The sequence below is a fragment of the Trinickia sp. genome (assembly GCF_057351765.1).
The window spans coordinates 21,936-36,814 of the sequence record NZ_JBMRBK010000044.1; the positions used below are offsets into that span (position 1 = coordinate 21,936).

A 14,879-nucleotide genomic window follows, 5' to 3' on the forward strand; every position below is an offset into this window, starting at 1 on the left:
GACGATGGCGACCGAAGCTTTATCCGCGCCGCCGATCGAAACGGGGCTTGCACTTCAGCAAGCCGGGCGGCTAGCCGAGGCGGCAGCCGTGTACCGCCAGATACTCGCCGTCGACCCCAGGCATGCCGACGCACTCCATCTGCTGGGTCTCGTCGCCTATCATCAGGGCGATTACACCGCGTCGACCGAACTCATCATGGCTGCGCTCAGCCATCGCGAGAGCGAGATCTATTACGGCAACCTCGGCAATGCGTTGACGGCGCGTGGCATGCACGCAGCCGCCATCGAAAGCTTTCGCCATGCCATCGCGCTGCGCCCGGACTATGTGCCGGCACACAACAACCTCGGCAATCTGCTGCGCGATCAGGGCAAGCTGGCGGAATCCGCGCAGTGCTTCGAGACGCTCATTGCGCTGAAGCCCGATTACGCCGAAGCCCATAACAACCTTGCGAACGTGCTCGTCGATATGGGCGAGCTCGAAGCGGCGATCGAACACTACCGCATCGCGATTCGCCTGCAGCCCGAGTTGCTCGAGGCACGCAGCAATCTGTTGTTTATCCTCAGTTATCGCGAGCGTTTCGATGCGGGCGAGTACATGCGCGAGGCGCGCGAATTCGGCCGTGTGGCGGCCGAGCGGGCCCAGCCGTGGCGCGATTGGCCTGTCTCGCTCAGTCCCGGGCGCAGTGGACCGCTGCGCGTCGGCTTTATCTCGGGCGATCTCAAGGTGCACCCGACGGGGCACTTTCTCGAGAGCCTGCTCGCGCATATCGATTCGCGGCGCATCGAGCTCATCGCCTACCCGACGCGCCGGTTCGAAGACGCACTCAGCGCGCGCATCAAGCCGCGTTTCGCGCAGTGGACGCCGATCGCGGGAATGACGGACGAAGCCGCCGCGGAGCGTATCCGAAACGACCGCATCGACATCCTCGTCGATATGTCGGGGCATATGAATTTCAACCGCCTCTCGCTGTTCGCCTGGCGACCGGCGCCCTGCCAGGTCAGCTGGCTCGGCTATTTCGCGAGTACCGGCGTGGCGGCCGTCGACTATCTGCTCGGCGACCCGCACGTGCTTCCGGCCGGCGCCGAGGATCAGTACGTCGAACGCCTCTGGCGGTTGCCCGACAGTTATTTGTGCTTCACGCCGCCGGCCGAAGACGTGGAAGTCGGCGCATTGCCGATGCTCACGCGCCGGCACGTCACCTTCGGCTGCTTCAACCATCTGATGAAGATGAACGATGGCGTGGTCGACGTATGGGCGCGCATCCTTCACGCGGTTCCGGGCTCGCGCCTTTTTCTGAAGGCCAAGCAACTCGATGTGCGCGAAACGCGCGAGGCGACGTTTGCCCGCTTCGCTGCGCGCGGCATCGATGCACGCCGACTGATTCTCGAAGGCCGGTCGCCGCGCGCCGAGTACTTCGCCGCATATCGCAACGTCGACATCGCGTTGAGTCCGTTCCCGTACCCCGGCGGAACGACCAGTGTCGAAGGTCTGTGGATGGGCGTGCCGGTGTTGTGTCGCCGAGGCGATCGGTTCCTCTCGAGCATTTGCGCGAGCATGTTGCACTCGGCCGGCCTCGAAGACTGGATTGCCGACGACGATGATGACTACGTCGAAAAAGCCGTGGCATTCGCGAACGAGCCGCTGCGCCTTGCGATGCTGCGCGACGGTTTGCGCGATGCGCTCATCGCGTCGCCGCTCGTCGACGCTTCGCGTTTCGCCCGGCATCTCGAAGCGGCGCTCGAGGGGATGTGGCGCGAGCGCGTCGCCGACATCGAGAAGCATTCCGGGGCCACGCGATGAAGAAACGTCAGGCAACGTTGCCGCACCGCACGGGCGAGCTGCCGACGCTCGGCACCTTGTTGAACGAGGCACTCGCCCATCATCAGGCTGGCAGGCTCGGCGAAGCCCAGACGCTCTATTCGCGCATTCTCGCGGTTGATCCGCGGCATGCCGATGCATTGCATTTCATGGGCCTGCTTGCGTGTCAGATCAAACAGCATGAGCCTGGGCTCGCATTGATCCGCGAATCGATCGCCCTTCATCCGAATGCGATCTATTACAACAACCTCGGCAACATGCTGCGGGAATCGGGGGCTCGCGACGAGGCCGTTCATGCCTACCGCAGCGCGATCGCGCTCAAGGCGGATTATGCGGAGGCGTACAGCAACCTCGGGAACGTATTGCGCGAAAGCGGCGACGCGAAGGCCGCGCTCGAGCAGTGCGCCCGTGCGCTCGAACTGCATCCGGGCTATGCGCAGGCCTATAACAACCTCGCCAATGCATTGAAAGATCTGGGCGAGCTCGAAGCGGCGGCTCTCAGCTACGGCAAGGCGATCGCCGCCAACCCGGGCTTCGTCGAAGCCCATCTGAACCTGGGGCACGTGCGCAAGGCGCAAGGCGATCTCGATGCCGCGGCGGCGAGCTACCGCAGCGCGGTCGCGCTGGCCCCGCAAATGGCCGCGGCGCACGACGGCCTCGGCGGGCTGGCGTTTTTTCGCGGCGAGGTGGACGCGGCGATCGAACACTATCGGTGCGTCGTCGCGCTCGAGCCGCAATCGGCGCACGCGTGCAATACGCTGGGCAACACGCTCAACGCGGCCGGCCGCGTTGGCGAAGCCATTCCCGTCTACGAGCAGGCCATCGCGCTCGATCCCGACTTCCCCGATGCCTGGCACAACCTCGCCAATGCATTGCGGCGTCAGGGCATCCCGACGCGAGCCGTCGTCTGCGCCCGGCGTGCGATCGAGCTGCGCGGCGATACCCCCTCGTTCCACAACAATCTCGGCGCGATCCTGGCCGATCTGAGCCAGTTCGACGCGGCGCTCGAGTGCTATCGCGCGGCGCGCGCACTCGATCCCGATTTCGGCGAATCGCACACCTGCGTGCTGTTCGGGCAATCGTACGTCACCGAATGGTCGGCCGACACTCACCTGGCCGATGCGCGATACTTCGGCGAGCGGATGGCGGCGCGGGCCAAACCCTACCGGCATTGGCCCGTGCTCGACGCGGCACACGGCAGCGCGCGAGCGCTGAGAGTCGGATTCGTGTCGGCCGATTTCAGAAAACATCCGGTCGGCTACTTTTTCGAGTGCGTGCTGAGCCGTCTCGATCGCTCGCGTATCGAGCCGATCGCCTATTCGAACGGTCTGCAAAACGACGAACTCACGGCACGCATCAAGCCGCGTTTCGCGGCCTGGCACCACGTTGCCGACACGAGCGACGCGGCGCTCGCGCGGGCGATTCACGAGGAAGGCATCGATATCCTCGTCGATCTGTCGGGCCATACCGGCCGCAACCGGCTGCCGATGTTCGCATGGCGGCCGGCACCCTTGCAGGTGAGCTGGCTCGGTTACTTCGCGACGACGGGTCTCGCTGAAATCGACTACGTGCTGGCCGATCCCCACGTGGTGCCCCCCGACGAGGCCTCGCAATATGTCGAGCAAATCTGGCGGTTGCCCGATTGCTATCTCTGCTTCACGTTGCCCGACCTACGTGTGCCGGTCGCGCCGCTGCCCGCGCTGACCAACGGCTACATCACCTTCGGTTGCTTCAACAACCACAAGAAGCTGAACGACGGCGTTGTTGCACTGTGGTCGCGACTGCTGCGCGCGATACCCGACGCGCGCCTGATGCTGAAGAATCACCAACTGAGCGAGGCCGTCATCCGCAGCGAGACGATCGCGCGCTTTGCGGCTCACGGCGTCCCGGCCGATCGGCTGGTGCTCGAAGGGCCGTCATCGCGCGAGGCTTATTTCGATGCCTATCGTCACGTCGATATCGCGCTCGATCCGTTTCCTTATCCGGGCGGCACGACGAGTGTCGAAGGACTCTGGATGGGCGTGCCGGTGCTGGCCCGGCGCGGCGATCGCTTTCTCGCGCACCTCGGTGAAATGGTGGTGCGCACGGTGGGACTCGACGAATGGATTGCCGCCGACGATGAAGACTACCTGGCGCGCGCGATCGCCTTCGCCCGCGACTTGCCGGCGCTCGATCGATTGCGCGCAAGCTTGCGCGAGCGTGTCGAACGTTCGCCGCTCGCGGACGCCGAGCGTTTCGCAGGCCATCTCGCGACGGCCTTCGAGCAGATGTGGCAGGCACGCGTGAGTCGCCCCCTGGAGCTGACGCAATGACGACCGCAACGGTGGCGCAGCCGGCGCTGGCTGTGGCGCAGTTCATCGACGAAGGGCTGGCCCTGCATCGTGCGGGCCATCTCGATGCCGCGCGCGCCGCCTATCAGCGCGCGCTGGCGCTCGTGCCGCGTCACGCGGACGCGCTGCATCTGTCGGGCGTCGTCGCCATGCAGCAGCAGCGGTTTGCCGATGCCTTCGATCTGATCGGACGCGCCATCGAGATCAGTCCGCAAGCCTCGTTCTTCGACAATCTCGGTTGTGCGCTGTTCGGATGGGGCAAGCTCGCCGCGGCGGCCGAATGCCATCGACAGGCCATCGCGCTCGATGCATCGAGCTTTCGGGCGCACAACAATCTGGGCAACGTATTGCATCGGATGCGGCTGCCGGCTGCCGCCGCGGCGAGTTTTCGCGCCGCCGTCGCGCTGAACCCCTCGTTTGCCGAGGCGCATTGCAATCTCGGCAACTTGCTGCGCGAACTCGGCGAGGCGACGCTCGCGGCCGAACATTGCCGACAGGCGATTGCGCTCAATCCGTCGTTCGGCGAGGCCCACAACAATCTCGGCAATGCGCTGAAGACGCAGGGCAAGCTCGATGAGGCCGCACAATCCTATCGCGCTGCGGCACGGCTGATGCCGCACGAAGCGCAGGTACCGCTCAATCTTGGCATCGTGTGCCGGGAGGCGGGCCGGCACGAAGAAGCCGTCGCTTGTTTTCGGCATGCGTTGACGTTGCGGCCCACATGGCACGAAGCCTGGAGCAATCTGCTTTTCACGCTGAGCTTCGCGCAAGGCGTGAGCGTGGCGGCCTATCTCGACGAGGCGCGCCGCTATGGCGAACTCATGCGCGCGCAAGTGTCGCCCTATACCGATTGGCGTGCCGATGCGACGGACGGCGCGCCGTTGCGCATTGGCTTCGTTTCGGCTGATTTGCGCGTCCATCCGGTCGGATTCTTCATCGAGAACGTCGTGGCGCATCTGGACCCGCAGCGTGTGCAGCTCTATGCGTATGTCACGCGGCCCCATGAAGATACGCTGAGCGCGCGGATCAAGCCGCGTTTCGCGGCATGGCGCAGCATCGTGGATCTCGATGACGAATCGGCTGCCCGAACGATTCGCGATGACGGCATTCATGTGCTCGTCGATTTGTCGGGCCATACCGACTGCAACCGGCTGCCGGTTTTCGCGTGGAAACCGGCGCCGGTGCAAATGAGCTGGATCGCCTACTTCGCGTCGACCGGACTGGACGCCATCGATTATGTTCTCGGCGATCGATGGGTGCTGCCGCCCGACGAGGCCGATCACTTCGTCGAACGCGCATGGCGGTTGCCGCACGGATATCTATGCTTTACGCCGCCCGATGCGACGGCCGAAGCCGACGCGGCCTTGCACGCGGAGCGACAAGCGAGCGCGCCGGCTACCGAGCGCGCGCCGACCTTCGGTTATTTCGGCGACCTCGTCAAATTGAACGATCAAGTGCTCTCGGTGTGGGCGCGGATTCTTCGCTCGGTACCCGAGGCCAGGCTTTTCGTGAAGGCGCAGCAGCTTGGCGACGAAGTGCAGCGCGAACGCTTGTCGGCGCGCTTGTCCGCGCTCGGCATCGAGCGCTCGCGACTGGTCATGGAAGGCGCTTCGCCGCGCGCGCACTATCTCGCGGCCTATGGCCGCGTCGACATCACGCTGAGTCCGTTCCCCTATCCGGGCGGCACGACGACCGCCGAAAGCCTCTGGATGGGCGTCCCGGTGCTGTGCCGCCGCGCCGATCGCTTCCTCGGCCATCTCTGCGAAAGCGTCCTGCAGAGCGTCGAGCTGGGCGATTGGATTGCGTCGGACGACGCGCAATACGTCGAGAAGGCCGTAGCGTTCATGCGCGAGCGCGCATCGTTGAGCGCGCTTGCCGCGGGATTGCGCGAGCGGATGCTGGGCTCGTCGCTTTGCGATGCAAAACGCTTTGCTCGTTCGCTGGAAAGCGCGTTCGCCGCGATGTGGCAAGCGCACCTGCAAGCGCGGTGACGCAACTGTCTTAGTGGACTGCGGACGAGCGGGGAGGGCGGGCGGCCGGACGAGCCTGCTTATGCTTGCATGCCCGCGGCTTTGCGCGCGTTTTGCAAGAGCGTCGCACGGATCTGATGGAACACGTCGAGGTAATGCGTGCGGCGCGTTTCGATGGCCGCGGTCTTGAGGGCATCGAGCACGAGCAGATCGGCTGGATAGCCTCGCACGATCGAGGGAGACATCGGCAGGCGCAGCGGGTCGAAGTGGTGGACCCGCCAGCGCGGATCGGCGGCGAGCACGAGTGCGACGATGCGCTCGATGATGAACACTTTCGACGGCGCGGCGCCCGGGCCGTAGGCGATCGGCGCATTCAATAGTTGCGCAAGCTCGCTCGTGCCTGCTTCGGCGATGGCGAACAGAGGCTCGGTGACACCGAGCCACATGCGCCAGAACGCCGGCTTCGCGACGAAATAATTGCAGAAGATGCTGTGGCGCGAGTCCATCGGCAACGTGTGCGGATCGATTCCGGGCGCGACGACCTTCATGGCAGCCTCGAAGATCGGCCAGATACCGGGGTGGTTCGTCGCGGCCTGCTCGAAGACGTTCAGATGAGCGGCACCCTGGTCGAAGAACGGTGAAAAGCCAATGACGTCGACGTCGGCGGGCGCGGCTGCGATGAATGCGCTGACAGTGGCGGAGTCGAGCGTCGTCTTCTGCCGGAACTTCGGCGAGAAAAAGCCGTAAAGCGTGCCTTCGTCGAGCGAATGCCCGAGCAGGTAGGTCCGCATGGGCCAATACTCGCGCCAGTCGGGGCGGTGCCCGCAGTTGTCGAGGGCAATGAAGCCCGGGTCGAGCTGCAGCCGCGTTTGCTCGGAATAGTAGATCTGTCGGATTTCGACAGACCGGGCGCCGCGTGCAGTAGACGGCGATTCGATCATGGCCTCGGTTCCGGTTCAGGGTTTGCCGCTAGCGAGCCGCGCAGCCTTCACGCTTGCGGGACCCAGACGATATTTTAAGCGGCACGTGGTTTCGCTCGATTGGCGGAAATGAGCGGAGATTCAGCTTCAATTCGTCCTGATGAAACGCGCACGAGACGGTGAAGCCAAAACCAAAACCGGATGCCGGCCCCGCTGGCGGGCTGCAGTTGAATTTGGGGGGGATCGACGATGGACCACTATCATCACTACGCCCTTCGGCGATATTCGCTGTGCAGTGAATATCGCCATATTGGCGAATATTCGGCATAACGACTCCTTGCTCAAATCGGATGAGGGCCGACCGTCCGTCGCGGAGCGAGGAAGCGGTGGCTCGGATAGGGCTTGCGATCGCAGAGCGAAACCCTGTAACGCTTCTTCAGCGAATTGCCGTATACCGGACTGAGGCGATGGAGAAATAAAAAAGCCGCGTTGCCGCGGCTTCGAGAGTGACGCACCGCGCCAGTTTCACGCGGTTGTTCTTCTTCGTTCGATATTGCCGCGCTGCAGGCGGCCAACGCGCATCAGCGCAACTGTTCGGTGGCGAGGTATTGACCCGCGGCCGCGACGCGCCGTTGCGCATCGTTGTACCGCGACGAGATCGCATTGCGGGCGGCGGCCGCCTTGTCCATGATGGCCGCGTTCATCGCCAGGATCTCGCGGATCATGGCGAGCCCCGTGTCCGACTGCTCGCGCCCCAGCGACATCAGAAGCGGCGAGCGTTCGTCGGCAAGGTCCGCGGCGCCGCAATAGTCACCGGCATCGAGCGCGGCGACGAGCGTGCGCGTCAACTCATAGGCGCGCGTCAAGGTTTCATTCGACATGCTTGCTCACTCCTGCTCGGATGGGACTGCATCAGGACGACTTGTTCAGCGTGCCGGCACTGCCGTTGCCGCCGAACAGCTGGTTAAGGTACGACGTGTTGTTCGCCATCTGCGTCATCAGCGTGTTGAGCGCGGTGAACTGCGCGTTGTACTGCGCGGCCAGCGTGTTTTGATAGTCGGTCAGCGCCGTTTGCTGATCGGTCAGGCTGGTCAGATCGGAAGTGATCGTCGCGGTGCGTTGATCGATCTGGCCGGTAGTCGACTCGGTGTACGCGTTGACGAACGAATTGAGCTGCTGGCCGATGCCGTTGGTTCCGTTAAAGAGCGCCTGGACGGAAGCGGGGCTCGAGGCGAGCGCCGACGACAGCGTGGCGCTGTTGACGACGATCGTCCCGTTGTCCTGTAGATCGAGGCCAATCTGCGCAAGGCTGTAGGTCGTACCGTTGGACGTGACACCGTTGCTGACGATCGAGGCCAGGCCGTTGACGACCGAATTGAGCATGGCGTCACCCAGCAGCGGCCCCGCCGTCGACGTGCTCGTGTTGAACGAAGACAGCGACTGTTCGTTCGTGATCCACGAGTTATACGCCGCCGCGAAGTTCGTGATGGTCTGCTGGATCGTGTTGTTGTTCGTCGCCACGCTGAGCGTCTGCGTGGTACCGACCGCGGTGGACGCGAGCTGCAGCGTGACGCCCGTGAGCGCACCCGTCACGGTATTGGTCGCGCTCGTGACGGTGCTGCCGCTGATGGTCAGCTTCGCGTCCTGCGCGGCCGTGACCTGCGTGAAGCTTGCCGTTTGGAGGCCGGCGTCCACGCCGGCGCCGCCGCTGATCGTTACCGTATTGGCCGCGCCCGTAGTCGTCGACGTCAGTACGAGGTGCTGGCCGTCGGCTGCGGTGACGACCGAAGCGGTCACGCCCGGATTGGTGGAGGCGCTGTTGATCGCCGAAGCGAGACCGGACAGCGTATTGTTCGTCGAATCGAGCGTGATCGACATCGACTTCGCGCCCACGCCGACCGTCACCGTACCGGTGCCGAGCGTCGCATTGCTCGCATAGGCCGCCGACGAAATCTGATTGGCCTGTGCAAGCTGCTGCACGTTGATCGAATAGCTGCCCGCGACGGCGCCCGTCGCCGTGCTCGCTGTAATACCCGTGCCGCTCATCGTCGCGGTGAGGGCAGTGAATGCGGTGCCGTCGGACAGGCCGGCGAGCGCCGATTGCAGTGCGGAGAGCGAGGACTTCATCGTGCCCAGCGCCGACAGCGTCGTGTTGTCGGTGCTTTGCGCAGTGCTGATCGCAGCGGCTTGGCCCGCTGTCTTGGCGGTGACGAGCGCGGAGACGAGCGAGTTGACGTCGAGTGTCGATTTCGTCGCGCCGCTCAGAATGGACTGTGCGGCCTGCTGTAGCAGACTGTTGGTCGAAGAGGTCGTCGAAGATGCTGTCGTCATTCCAGGCTCCGTGCGGCGCTGCCGTGACAGTCCGCGTCGCTGTGCCGCTCGTTGCGGTCGTTATTCCGGTCGATCAGCAATGCGCAACGGGAGGCATGCCTCCCGCGTACGCTTCGCTTGTACTGCGATGTTGCCGGCCGGTCTGCGGTGCGCAATATATCTTTCGCGTACCGCAGACCGGCTGCATGACAGACGACGTGCCGTCCGTCATGCGAGATGCGAGTCTTACTGGAGGAGCTTGAGCACTTGCTGCGGCAGCGAGTTCGCTTGTGCGAGCACCGAGATACCGGCTTGCTGCAGCACTTGCGCCTTCGACAGGTTGGCCGTTTCTTGCGCGAAGTCGGCGTCTTCGATTTGCGAACGGGCGGCCGACATGTTCGTCGACGTCGTTTGCGAGTTCGAGACTGCAGCCTGGAACGTGTTCTGCGTTGCACCGAGCGTTGCTTGGAAGTTGTTCACTTGCGCCAGAGCAGCGTCGATTGCCGTGATCGCGTTTTGCGCGCCCGAGGTCGACGAGATGTCGACAGCCGACACGCCGAGACCCGTGGTGTTCCAGGTCGTCGTGCCGAAGTTCGCCGTGATCGTCTGGTTGGCGCTGGCGCCGACTTGGAAGTTCACGCTGCCCAGGCCGCCGAGCACGCTTTGGCCGTTGAACGTCGTTTGCGTTTCGACGCGGTTGATTTCAGTCAAACGCGTGGAGACTTCGGTTTGCAGGTTCGCTTGGGCGGCCGTGCCGAGCGAGCCGTCGCCCGATTCGACTGCGAGCTGGCGGATACGCTGCAGGTTGGCAACGGTCGACGAGATGGCGCCCGAAGCGGTTTGCACCATCGAGATACCGTTGTTCGCGTTCATCACGCCTTGGTTCAGCGCGTTGATCGTTGCGGTTTGCGTCGTGGCGATGGCAAGACCCGCGGCGTCATCGGCAGCGGTGTTGATCCGCTTGCCCGAGGACAGGCGGTTGATAGCCGTCGACAGCGCGCTTTGCGAACCCGACAGGTTCGATTGCGTCGAGAGCGACAGGATGTTGGTGTTGATGTTGAGCATTTCTTTCCTCGTGTGGAAAACGTCCAGGAACTAGGCCGTACGGGGTTCGGCGTCGCGCTTTCGCGAATGGCGCTGCCCGCCTGTCCTGGTTGTCGGCGAGGCGCGAGCGAAACTTTAGGGAGCGATTGGGAAATTCACCGACGAATGCGGCGCGGTTTGTCTCGGAGCCCCGTGCGGCGGGGCTCGACGGCTCGTGCAACGTTTGCGCAGGCAGCCGGCGAAGGCGTGGTTTTGCGACTCCGTGCCGAGGTTTTCGGGCGTGCTCAGCGCCGGTTGCGTGCGCCCGACGGAGTGAAACAGCGAGCGCGGCCGTCGCAAAAACTAGGCAGCTGGACGTTTACCTGTTATCATCGCCGGTCCAAATAACATCGCCGCTGGCCTCCAATGAGGGGCGAGCCGCGCGTGAGCCCCTGCCGCCACGCATTTGACCGTAACCTTGGAAGTGACATGACCACCATTGTTCTGAAGGAAAACGAGCCGTTCGAAGTAGCGATCCGACGCTTTCGTCGCGCGATCGAAAAGAATGGCCTGATTGCCGAGCTGCGCGAGCGTCAGTGCTACGAAAAGCCGACGGCGGTTCGCAAGCGCAAGAAGGCTGCCGCAGTGAAGCGCTTGCACAAGCGCCTGCGCAGCCAGATGTTGCCGAAGAAGCTCCACTGAGTACCGGATTAGATCGGGCCTCGCTGCCGCCAGGGCGTGCGGCGAGTTGGAGTGGGCAGGAGCTTGACGCGTAGGGCACGGCCGGACAGGTCGCGCCGAACGGCGGCGGTGCTTTCGAAGCACGCCGCCGTTTGCGTTTGGTGTTCAGGAGCCGCCTTCGCGGCGTTGCCGTGGGCGCCGCGCCGCCTTCCTCAAGCGGCGTATTTTTCGAGCCGCGCGGTCGATAACCGGAATTGGCGGGCAATCGATCCGAGCCGTTCGCGCCATTCCCATGTGCCGAACGCATCGTGAACGTTTTGTAGGCAGCTCAGCAGATCGACGGTGCCGGGATCGAAGACGTTGACGCGTGAGCGCAGCAGCGCGCGCTTGAGTGCGGCAACGCCGGCATCCATATAGGCCGGCACCCGGTTCGGCGGAAAGCCGATATACCGCACCGGCACCCCCTCCATCGCCGTCAGGTAATCGCGCGGCGCGATCAGACTGCCGACTGGGCAGCCGCCGCGATAGCCGCGGTAAGCGCCGCCGCCACGCGGTAACAATGCGGCATGGCCTTGATCGAAAAGATGATCGACAGCGCGATCGAAAAGGTCCTGGTGCGTCAGGAAATGCAGGTTTTTCATCGTTCGAGGGCCCGCTTCGTTCAGGCGGTGCGTGGGTCTGTTCAATACGGATAACGGCCGCATCGACGCGAACTGGAGCCAATTCGGGGTAGTCCCTGCTGGCGTGCGAACCGCGTCATGCCCGCCGTGCCTTCGCTCGCTTGGGCTTGGCGAGCGCCGCACATCGCTCGCGCCACGCGCAATTCGATTGATGATCGTTGACCATGCCAACCGCCTGCATGAACGCGTAGCAGATGGTCGAGCCGACGAATTTGCATCCGTAGCCCTTCAAGGCGCGGCTCAGCGCATCGGACGCGGGAGTCGAGGCCGGCGCATGTTCTTTGTAGGTGGCCCAGTCGTTCTGTACGGGCTCCCCGTTCACGAACGACCAGACGAAGTTCGCGAGCGAGCCGTGCTCTTCGCGGATCTTCAGCACGGCTTGCGCATTGACCACGGCGGCTTCGATCTTGGCGCGATTGCGCACAATGCTTGTGTCCGTCAGCAACGCTTCGATCTTTTGCGGCGTGAAGCGCGCGACGGCTTCGGCATCGAAATCGGCAAACGCGCGACGATATCCGTCACGCTTGTTGAGAATCGTCGACCACGAGAGTCCGGCTTGCGCGCCCTCCAGCACGAGCATTTCGAAGAGATGGCGATCGTCGCGCGACGGCACGCCCCATTCGGTGTCGTGATAGTGCTCGTCTGCCGGCGTTTTGACCCAGTTGCAGCGCTGATCCATTGATTTCTTGCCCTCGAAGATGACGCGCGACGCACACGCTTTCGTTCGCGTACGAAGCATAGCGGAACGACGACAATCGTGAACGGCTCTCCGAGCGTTGAACACTCGGCCATCCGGCCAATTGGCGTGGCGCCCGGTTGCGGATACTCTCTCGAACGAATCGTTACGCGCGACTGAGCAAAAGGCAAATATGACGGATCGATCGAAAACAGTGCGGTATTGCGTCGGCATCGATGGCGGCGGTACCGGCACGCGTGTCGTGGTGGCCGATGCGCAGGGCGTCGAGCTCGCGCAGGGCGCGGGCGCGGCGTCGGGTCTCGGGCTGGGTATCGAGCCGGCCTGGCAGGCCATCGAGGCTGCCGTGGCGCAAGCCTTCGCTAGTGTCGCGCTTACGCTCGACTGGCGCGAGTGCGCGCTCGGGTGCGGGCTCGCCGGGGCCAATAACCCCGAATGGCTCGCCGCGTTCGTGGCGAAGGCGCCCGGGTTGGCGGCGCTGGCGGTGCAAAGCGATGCGTACACGACACTGCTGGGCGCGCACGGCGGCTCGCCGGGCGTCATCGTGGCGCTGGGCACGGGCAGTATCGCGGCTGCTCTCGACGAGAACGGCCATTGCCGGACTGCGGGAGGCTACGGTTTTCCGTCGGGCGATGAAGCGAGCGGTGCCTGGCTCGGCCTGCGCGCGATCGCCCATGCCCAGCAGGCGCTCGACGGCCGCGTCGTGCCCGATGCGTTTTCGGAGGAATTGCTCGCTCGGACGGGAGCAACCGACCGGGCGAGCCTCGTCATCTGGTGTTGCGGGGCCACTCAACCCGCTTATGCGGCGCTCGCGCCCACGGTCCTCGCGCATCGATCGCATCCCATTGCCGCGAGATTGCTGCGGCAGGCCGGCGCGGACATCGCGCAGCTCATCGACGCACTCGATGCCGTCGGGCGTTTGCCCGTCGCGCTCTGCGGCGGCCTCGGCGCTTCGCTGGCCGACTATGTACCGGCAGCGCACCGCGCGAGACTCGCGCCGCCGGCCGCCGATTCCGCGCATGGCGCCGTACAGCTTGCGCAGCGCGCCGCACGGCAGGCCGAGCAGCGCTAGAATGACGGCCGTTGGCTCTGTCTGCCGCTCTCATCCCATCATGTACCAAGTCATCGCCACCGATCTCGACGGCACATTGCTCAATAGCGAGCATCAGCTCGATCCGTTTACGATCGCCACGGTGCGTCGGTTGTCCGAAAGCGGCGTGCATTTCGTGATTGCCACGGGCCGGCATTATTGCGACGTTGCGGGCATTCGCGAAGTGCTCGGCATCAAACCTTTTCTAGTGACGTCGAACGGTGCACGCGTGCATGCACCGGACGATACTGTCATTCATGCCCGGAATCTCCCCGGCGATATCGTGCGCAGGCTCGTGCTGCCCGATATCGTGGGTAAGCACGGCCGCGTCATCGTCAATCTGTTCGCCGACGAGGCATGGCTCATCGACCGCGATGCCCCGCATTTGCTCGCTTTACATCAGGATTCCGGCTTCCGATATGAAATCATCGATGTCCGCGAACATGACGGCAGCGAAATCGCCAAAGTGCTCTACATTGGCGAGCCCAGCGATCTCGCGGAAGTGGCGGCCAACCTCGAGCGTGAATTCGGTGCATCGCTATATGTGACGTATTCCCTGCCGGATTGCCTCGAAGTCATGGCGCCTTCCGTTTCGAAAGGCCGCGGGCTGCTGCATGCGCTCGAGCGTCTCGGCGCACAGGCGTCAGCGTGCGTCGCATTCGGCGACAACATGAATGACATCGATTTGCTGGAGACGGCCGGTTACCCGTTCATGATGAATAATGCAAACCCCGCTCTCATGGCCCGCCTTCCTCACGTCCCGCGTATCGGCAACAACTTCGAAGCGGGCGTCGCACGCCATTTGTGCAAACTTTTTCCGATTGGTGGGGAATTGACTGTTTGACGTGCGCTATGCGCGACTATTTGACCGCCAATGTGGCTTTACCGACGGTGTAACCGGATTTAAGAATTATCATACGATTACCTGGTATACCCAGGTGAATGGAGCATTGCCAGCTCAGTGACTTCCGTCTAACCTCGGAACAAATGAATTTTTAAGGGAGACCACGATGTCCCAATACGCGGAACTGAAGGCGCAGATTGCGAAGCTGCAGGCACAGGCGGACGAGGCGAGGCGTGCTGAACTCGCCACTGTAATCGCGGACATTCGGCAAAAGATTGCGGAGTTCGGGTTATCGGCGACCGACCTCGGCTTCCCGCAAGGTGCGCGCCGCGGCCGTCCGCCGAAGAAGACTCCCTTGCCGCCGAAGTACCGCGACCCGAAGTCCGGCGCCACCTGGAGCGGGCGTGGCAAACCGCCGAAATGGATCGCCGGCAAAAATCGCGACCGCTTCGTTCTCGATCAATAAACGATTCGAAACGCTGCCGTTATGGCGGACGCGATACAACGCCACTCGGCGT

General features: G+C 63.7%; 13 protein-coding genes. 7 read left to right on the top strand and 6 right to left on the bottom strand.

Annotation, left to right across the window (positions count from 1 at the left end; all coding sequences use genetic code 11):
- The first annotated feature begins 4 nt into the window (after positions 1 to 4).
- From ACO1XS_RS12470 to ACO1XS_RS12480, 3 genes are read left to right on the top strand one after another with little or no spacing between them, the layout of a single operon-like run.
- Positions 5 to 1,801: an O-linked N-acetylglucosamine transferase, SPINDLY family protein gene (locus tag ACO1XS_RS12470; RefSeq protein WP_486390816.1), complete on the top strand. Its 1,797-nt coding sequence runs from the start codon at positions 5 to 7 to the stop codon at positions 1,799 to 1,801.
- Positions 1,798 to 4,131 (top strand): tetratricopeptide repeat protein, encoded by a 2,334-nt coding sequence (locus tag ACO1XS_RS12475; RefSeq protein ID WP_486390817.1) that lies wholly within the window; start codon positions 1,798 to 1,800, stop codon positions 4,129 to 4,131. The genes ACO1XS_RS12470 and ACO1XS_RS12475 overlap by 4 nt, the downstream gene beginning before the upstream one ends.
- A complete protein-coding gene (locus ACO1XS_RS12480) occupies positions 4,128 to 6,140 on the top strand; it encodes an O-linked N-acetylglucosamine transferase, SPINDLY family protein (RefSeq protein WP_486390818.1) in 2,013 nt (670 codons plus the stop codon). Before ACO1XS_RS12475 ends, ACO1XS_RS12480 begins: the two co-directional genes overlap by 4 nt.
- 59 nt (positions 6,141 to 6,199) lie before the next feature.
- Here ACO1XS_RS12480 and ACO1XS_RS12485 read toward each other — a convergent pair whose 3' ends face one another.
- From ACO1XS_RS12485 to ACO1XS_RS12500, 4 genes are all read right to left on the bottom strand, one after another.
- Positions 6,200 to 7,060, bottom strand: coding sequence for a hypothetical protein (locus ACO1XS_RS12485; protein ID WP_331570930.1), 861 nt, complete (start codon positions 7,058 to 7,060; stop codon positions 6,200 to 6,202).
- A 560-nt stretch (positions 7,061 to 7,620) separates the two neighbouring features.
- On the bottom strand, positions 7,621 to 7,920 hold the full coding sequence (gene fliT / locus ACO1XS_RS12490; protein WP_331570928.1) for a flagellar protein FliT: 300 nt from the start codon (positions 7,918 to 7,920) through the stop codon (positions 7,621 to 7,623).
- 31 nt (positions 7,921 to 7,951) lie between these two features.
- Positions 7,952 to 9,370, bottom strand: coding sequence for a flagellar filament capping protein FliD (gene fliD, locus ACO1XS_RS12495; protein WP_331570926.1), 1,419 nt, complete (start codon positions 9,368 to 9,370; stop codon positions 7,952 to 7,954).
- 225 nt (positions 9,371 to 9,595) lie between these two features.
- Positions 9,596 to 10,414 carry a flagellin domain-containing protein gene (locus ACO1XS_RS12500; protein WP_331570924.1) on the bottom strand — a complete coding sequence of 273 codons (819 nt, stop codon included), beginning with the start codon at positions 10,412 to 10,414 and terminating at the stop codon, positions 9,596 to 9,598.
- A 447-nt stretch (positions 10,415 to 10,861) separates the two neighbouring features.
- On the opposite strand from ACO1XS_RS12500, the gene rpsU reads away from it, so the two are divergent.
- Complete coding sequence (gene rpsU, locus ACO1XS_RS12505) at positions 10,862 to 11,074, top strand: 30S ribosomal protein S21 (RefSeq protein ID WP_173256018.1); 213 nt, start codon at positions 10,862 to 10,864, stop codon at positions 11,072 to 11,074.
- 191 nt (positions 11,075 to 11,265) lie between these two features.
- Here the strand turns inward: rpsU and ACO1XS_RS12510 are convergent, their stop codons facing one another.
- Positions 11,266 to 11,694, bottom strand: a complete 429-nt coding sequence (locus ACO1XS_RS12510) for a hypothetical protein (protein WP_331570923.1) — start codon at positions 11,692 to 11,694, stop codon at positions 11,266 to 11,268.
- 115 nt (positions 11,695 to 11,809) lie between these two features.
- Complete coding sequence (locus ACO1XS_RS12515; RefSeq protein ID WP_331570922.1) at positions 11,810 to 12,412, bottom strand: DNA-3-methyladenine glycosylase I; 603 nt, start codon at positions 12,410 to 12,412, stop codon at positions 11,810 to 11,812.
- A gap of 190 nt (positions 12,413 to 12,602) precedes the next feature.
- Here ACO1XS_RS12515 and ACO1XS_RS12520 point away from each other — a divergent pair, with 190 nt between their 5' ends.
- From ACO1XS_RS12520 to ACO1XS_RS12530, 3 genes are all read left to right on the top strand, one after another.
- Positions 12,603 to 13,499, top strand: coding sequence for a glucosamine kinase nucleotide-binding domain-containing protein (locus ACO1XS_RS12520; protein ID WP_331570920.1), 897 nt, complete (start codon positions 12,603 to 12,605; stop codon positions 13,497 to 13,499).
- A gap of 40 nt (positions 13,500 to 13,539) precedes the next feature.
- A complete protein-coding gene (locus ACO1XS_RS12525) occupies positions 13,540 to 14,361 on the top strand; it encodes a Cof-type HAD-IIB family hydrolase (protein WP_331570918.1) in 822 nt (273 codons plus the stop codon).
- A 166-nt stretch (positions 14,362 to 14,527) separates the two neighbouring features.
- Complete coding sequence (locus ACO1XS_RS12530; protein WP_331570916.1) at positions 14,528 to 14,827, top strand: H-NS histone family protein; 300 nt, start codon at positions 14,528 to 14,530, stop codon at positions 14,825 to 14,827.
- The last annotated feature ends 52 nt before the right edge of the window (positions 14,828 to 14,879 follow it).

What these genes read in the sequence shown, in the direction of transcription:
- ACO1XS_RS12470 (WP_486390816.1), top strand. Translation starts at nt 5, where the DNA reads ATGGCGACCGAAGCTTTATCCGCGCCGCCGATCGAAACGGGGCTTGCA.
- ACO1XS_RS12475 (WP_486390817.1), top strand. Translation starts at nt 1,798, where the DNA reads ATGAAGAAACGTCAGGCAACGTTGCCGCACCGCACGGGCGAGCTGCCG.
- ACO1XS_RS12480 (WP_486390818.1), top strand. Translation starts at nt 4,128, where the DNA reads ATGACGACCGCAACGGTGGCGCAGCCGGCGCTGGCTGTGGCGCAGTTC.
- ACO1XS_RS12485 (WP_331570930.1), bottom strand. Translation starts at nt 7,060, where the DNA reads ATGATCGAATCGCCGTCTACTGCACGCGGCGCCCGGTCTGTCGAAATC.
- fliT (WP_331570928.1), bottom strand. Translation starts at nt 7,920, where the DNA reads ATGTCGAATGAAACCTTGACGCGCGCCTATGAGTTGACGCGCACGCTC.
- fliD (WP_331570926.1), bottom strand. Translation starts at nt 9,370, where the DNA reads ATGACGACAGCATCTTCGACGACCTCTTCGACCAACAGTCTGCTACAG.
- ACO1XS_RS12500 (WP_331570924.1), bottom strand. Translation starts at nt 10,414, where the DNA reads ATGCTCAACATCAACACCAACATCCTGTCGCTCTCGACGCAATCGAAC.
- rpsU (WP_173256018.1), top strand. Translation starts at nt 10,862, where the DNA reads ATGACCACCATTGTTCTGAAGGAAAACGAGCCGTTCGAAGTAGCGATC.
- ACO1XS_RS12510 (WP_331570923.1), bottom strand. Translation starts at nt 11,694, where the DNA reads ATGAAAAACCTGCATTTCCTGACGCACCAGGACCTTTTCGATCGCGCT.
- ACO1XS_RS12515 (WP_331570922.1), bottom strand. Translation starts at nt 12,412, where the DNA reads ATGGATCAGCGCTGCAACTGGGTCAAAACGCCGGCAGACGAGCACTAT.
- ACO1XS_RS12520 (WP_331570920.1), top strand. Translation starts at nt 12,603, where the DNA reads ATGACGGATCGATCGAAAACAGTGCGGTATTGCGTCGGCATCGATGGC.
- ACO1XS_RS12525 (WP_331570918.1), top strand. Translation starts at nt 13,540, where the DNA reads ATGTACCAAGTCATCGCCACCGATCTCGACGGCACATTGCTCAATAGC.
- ACO1XS_RS12530 (WP_331570916.1), top strand. Translation starts at nt 14,528, where the DNA reads ATGTCCCAATACGCGGAACTGAAGGCGCAGATTGCGAAGCTGCAGGCA.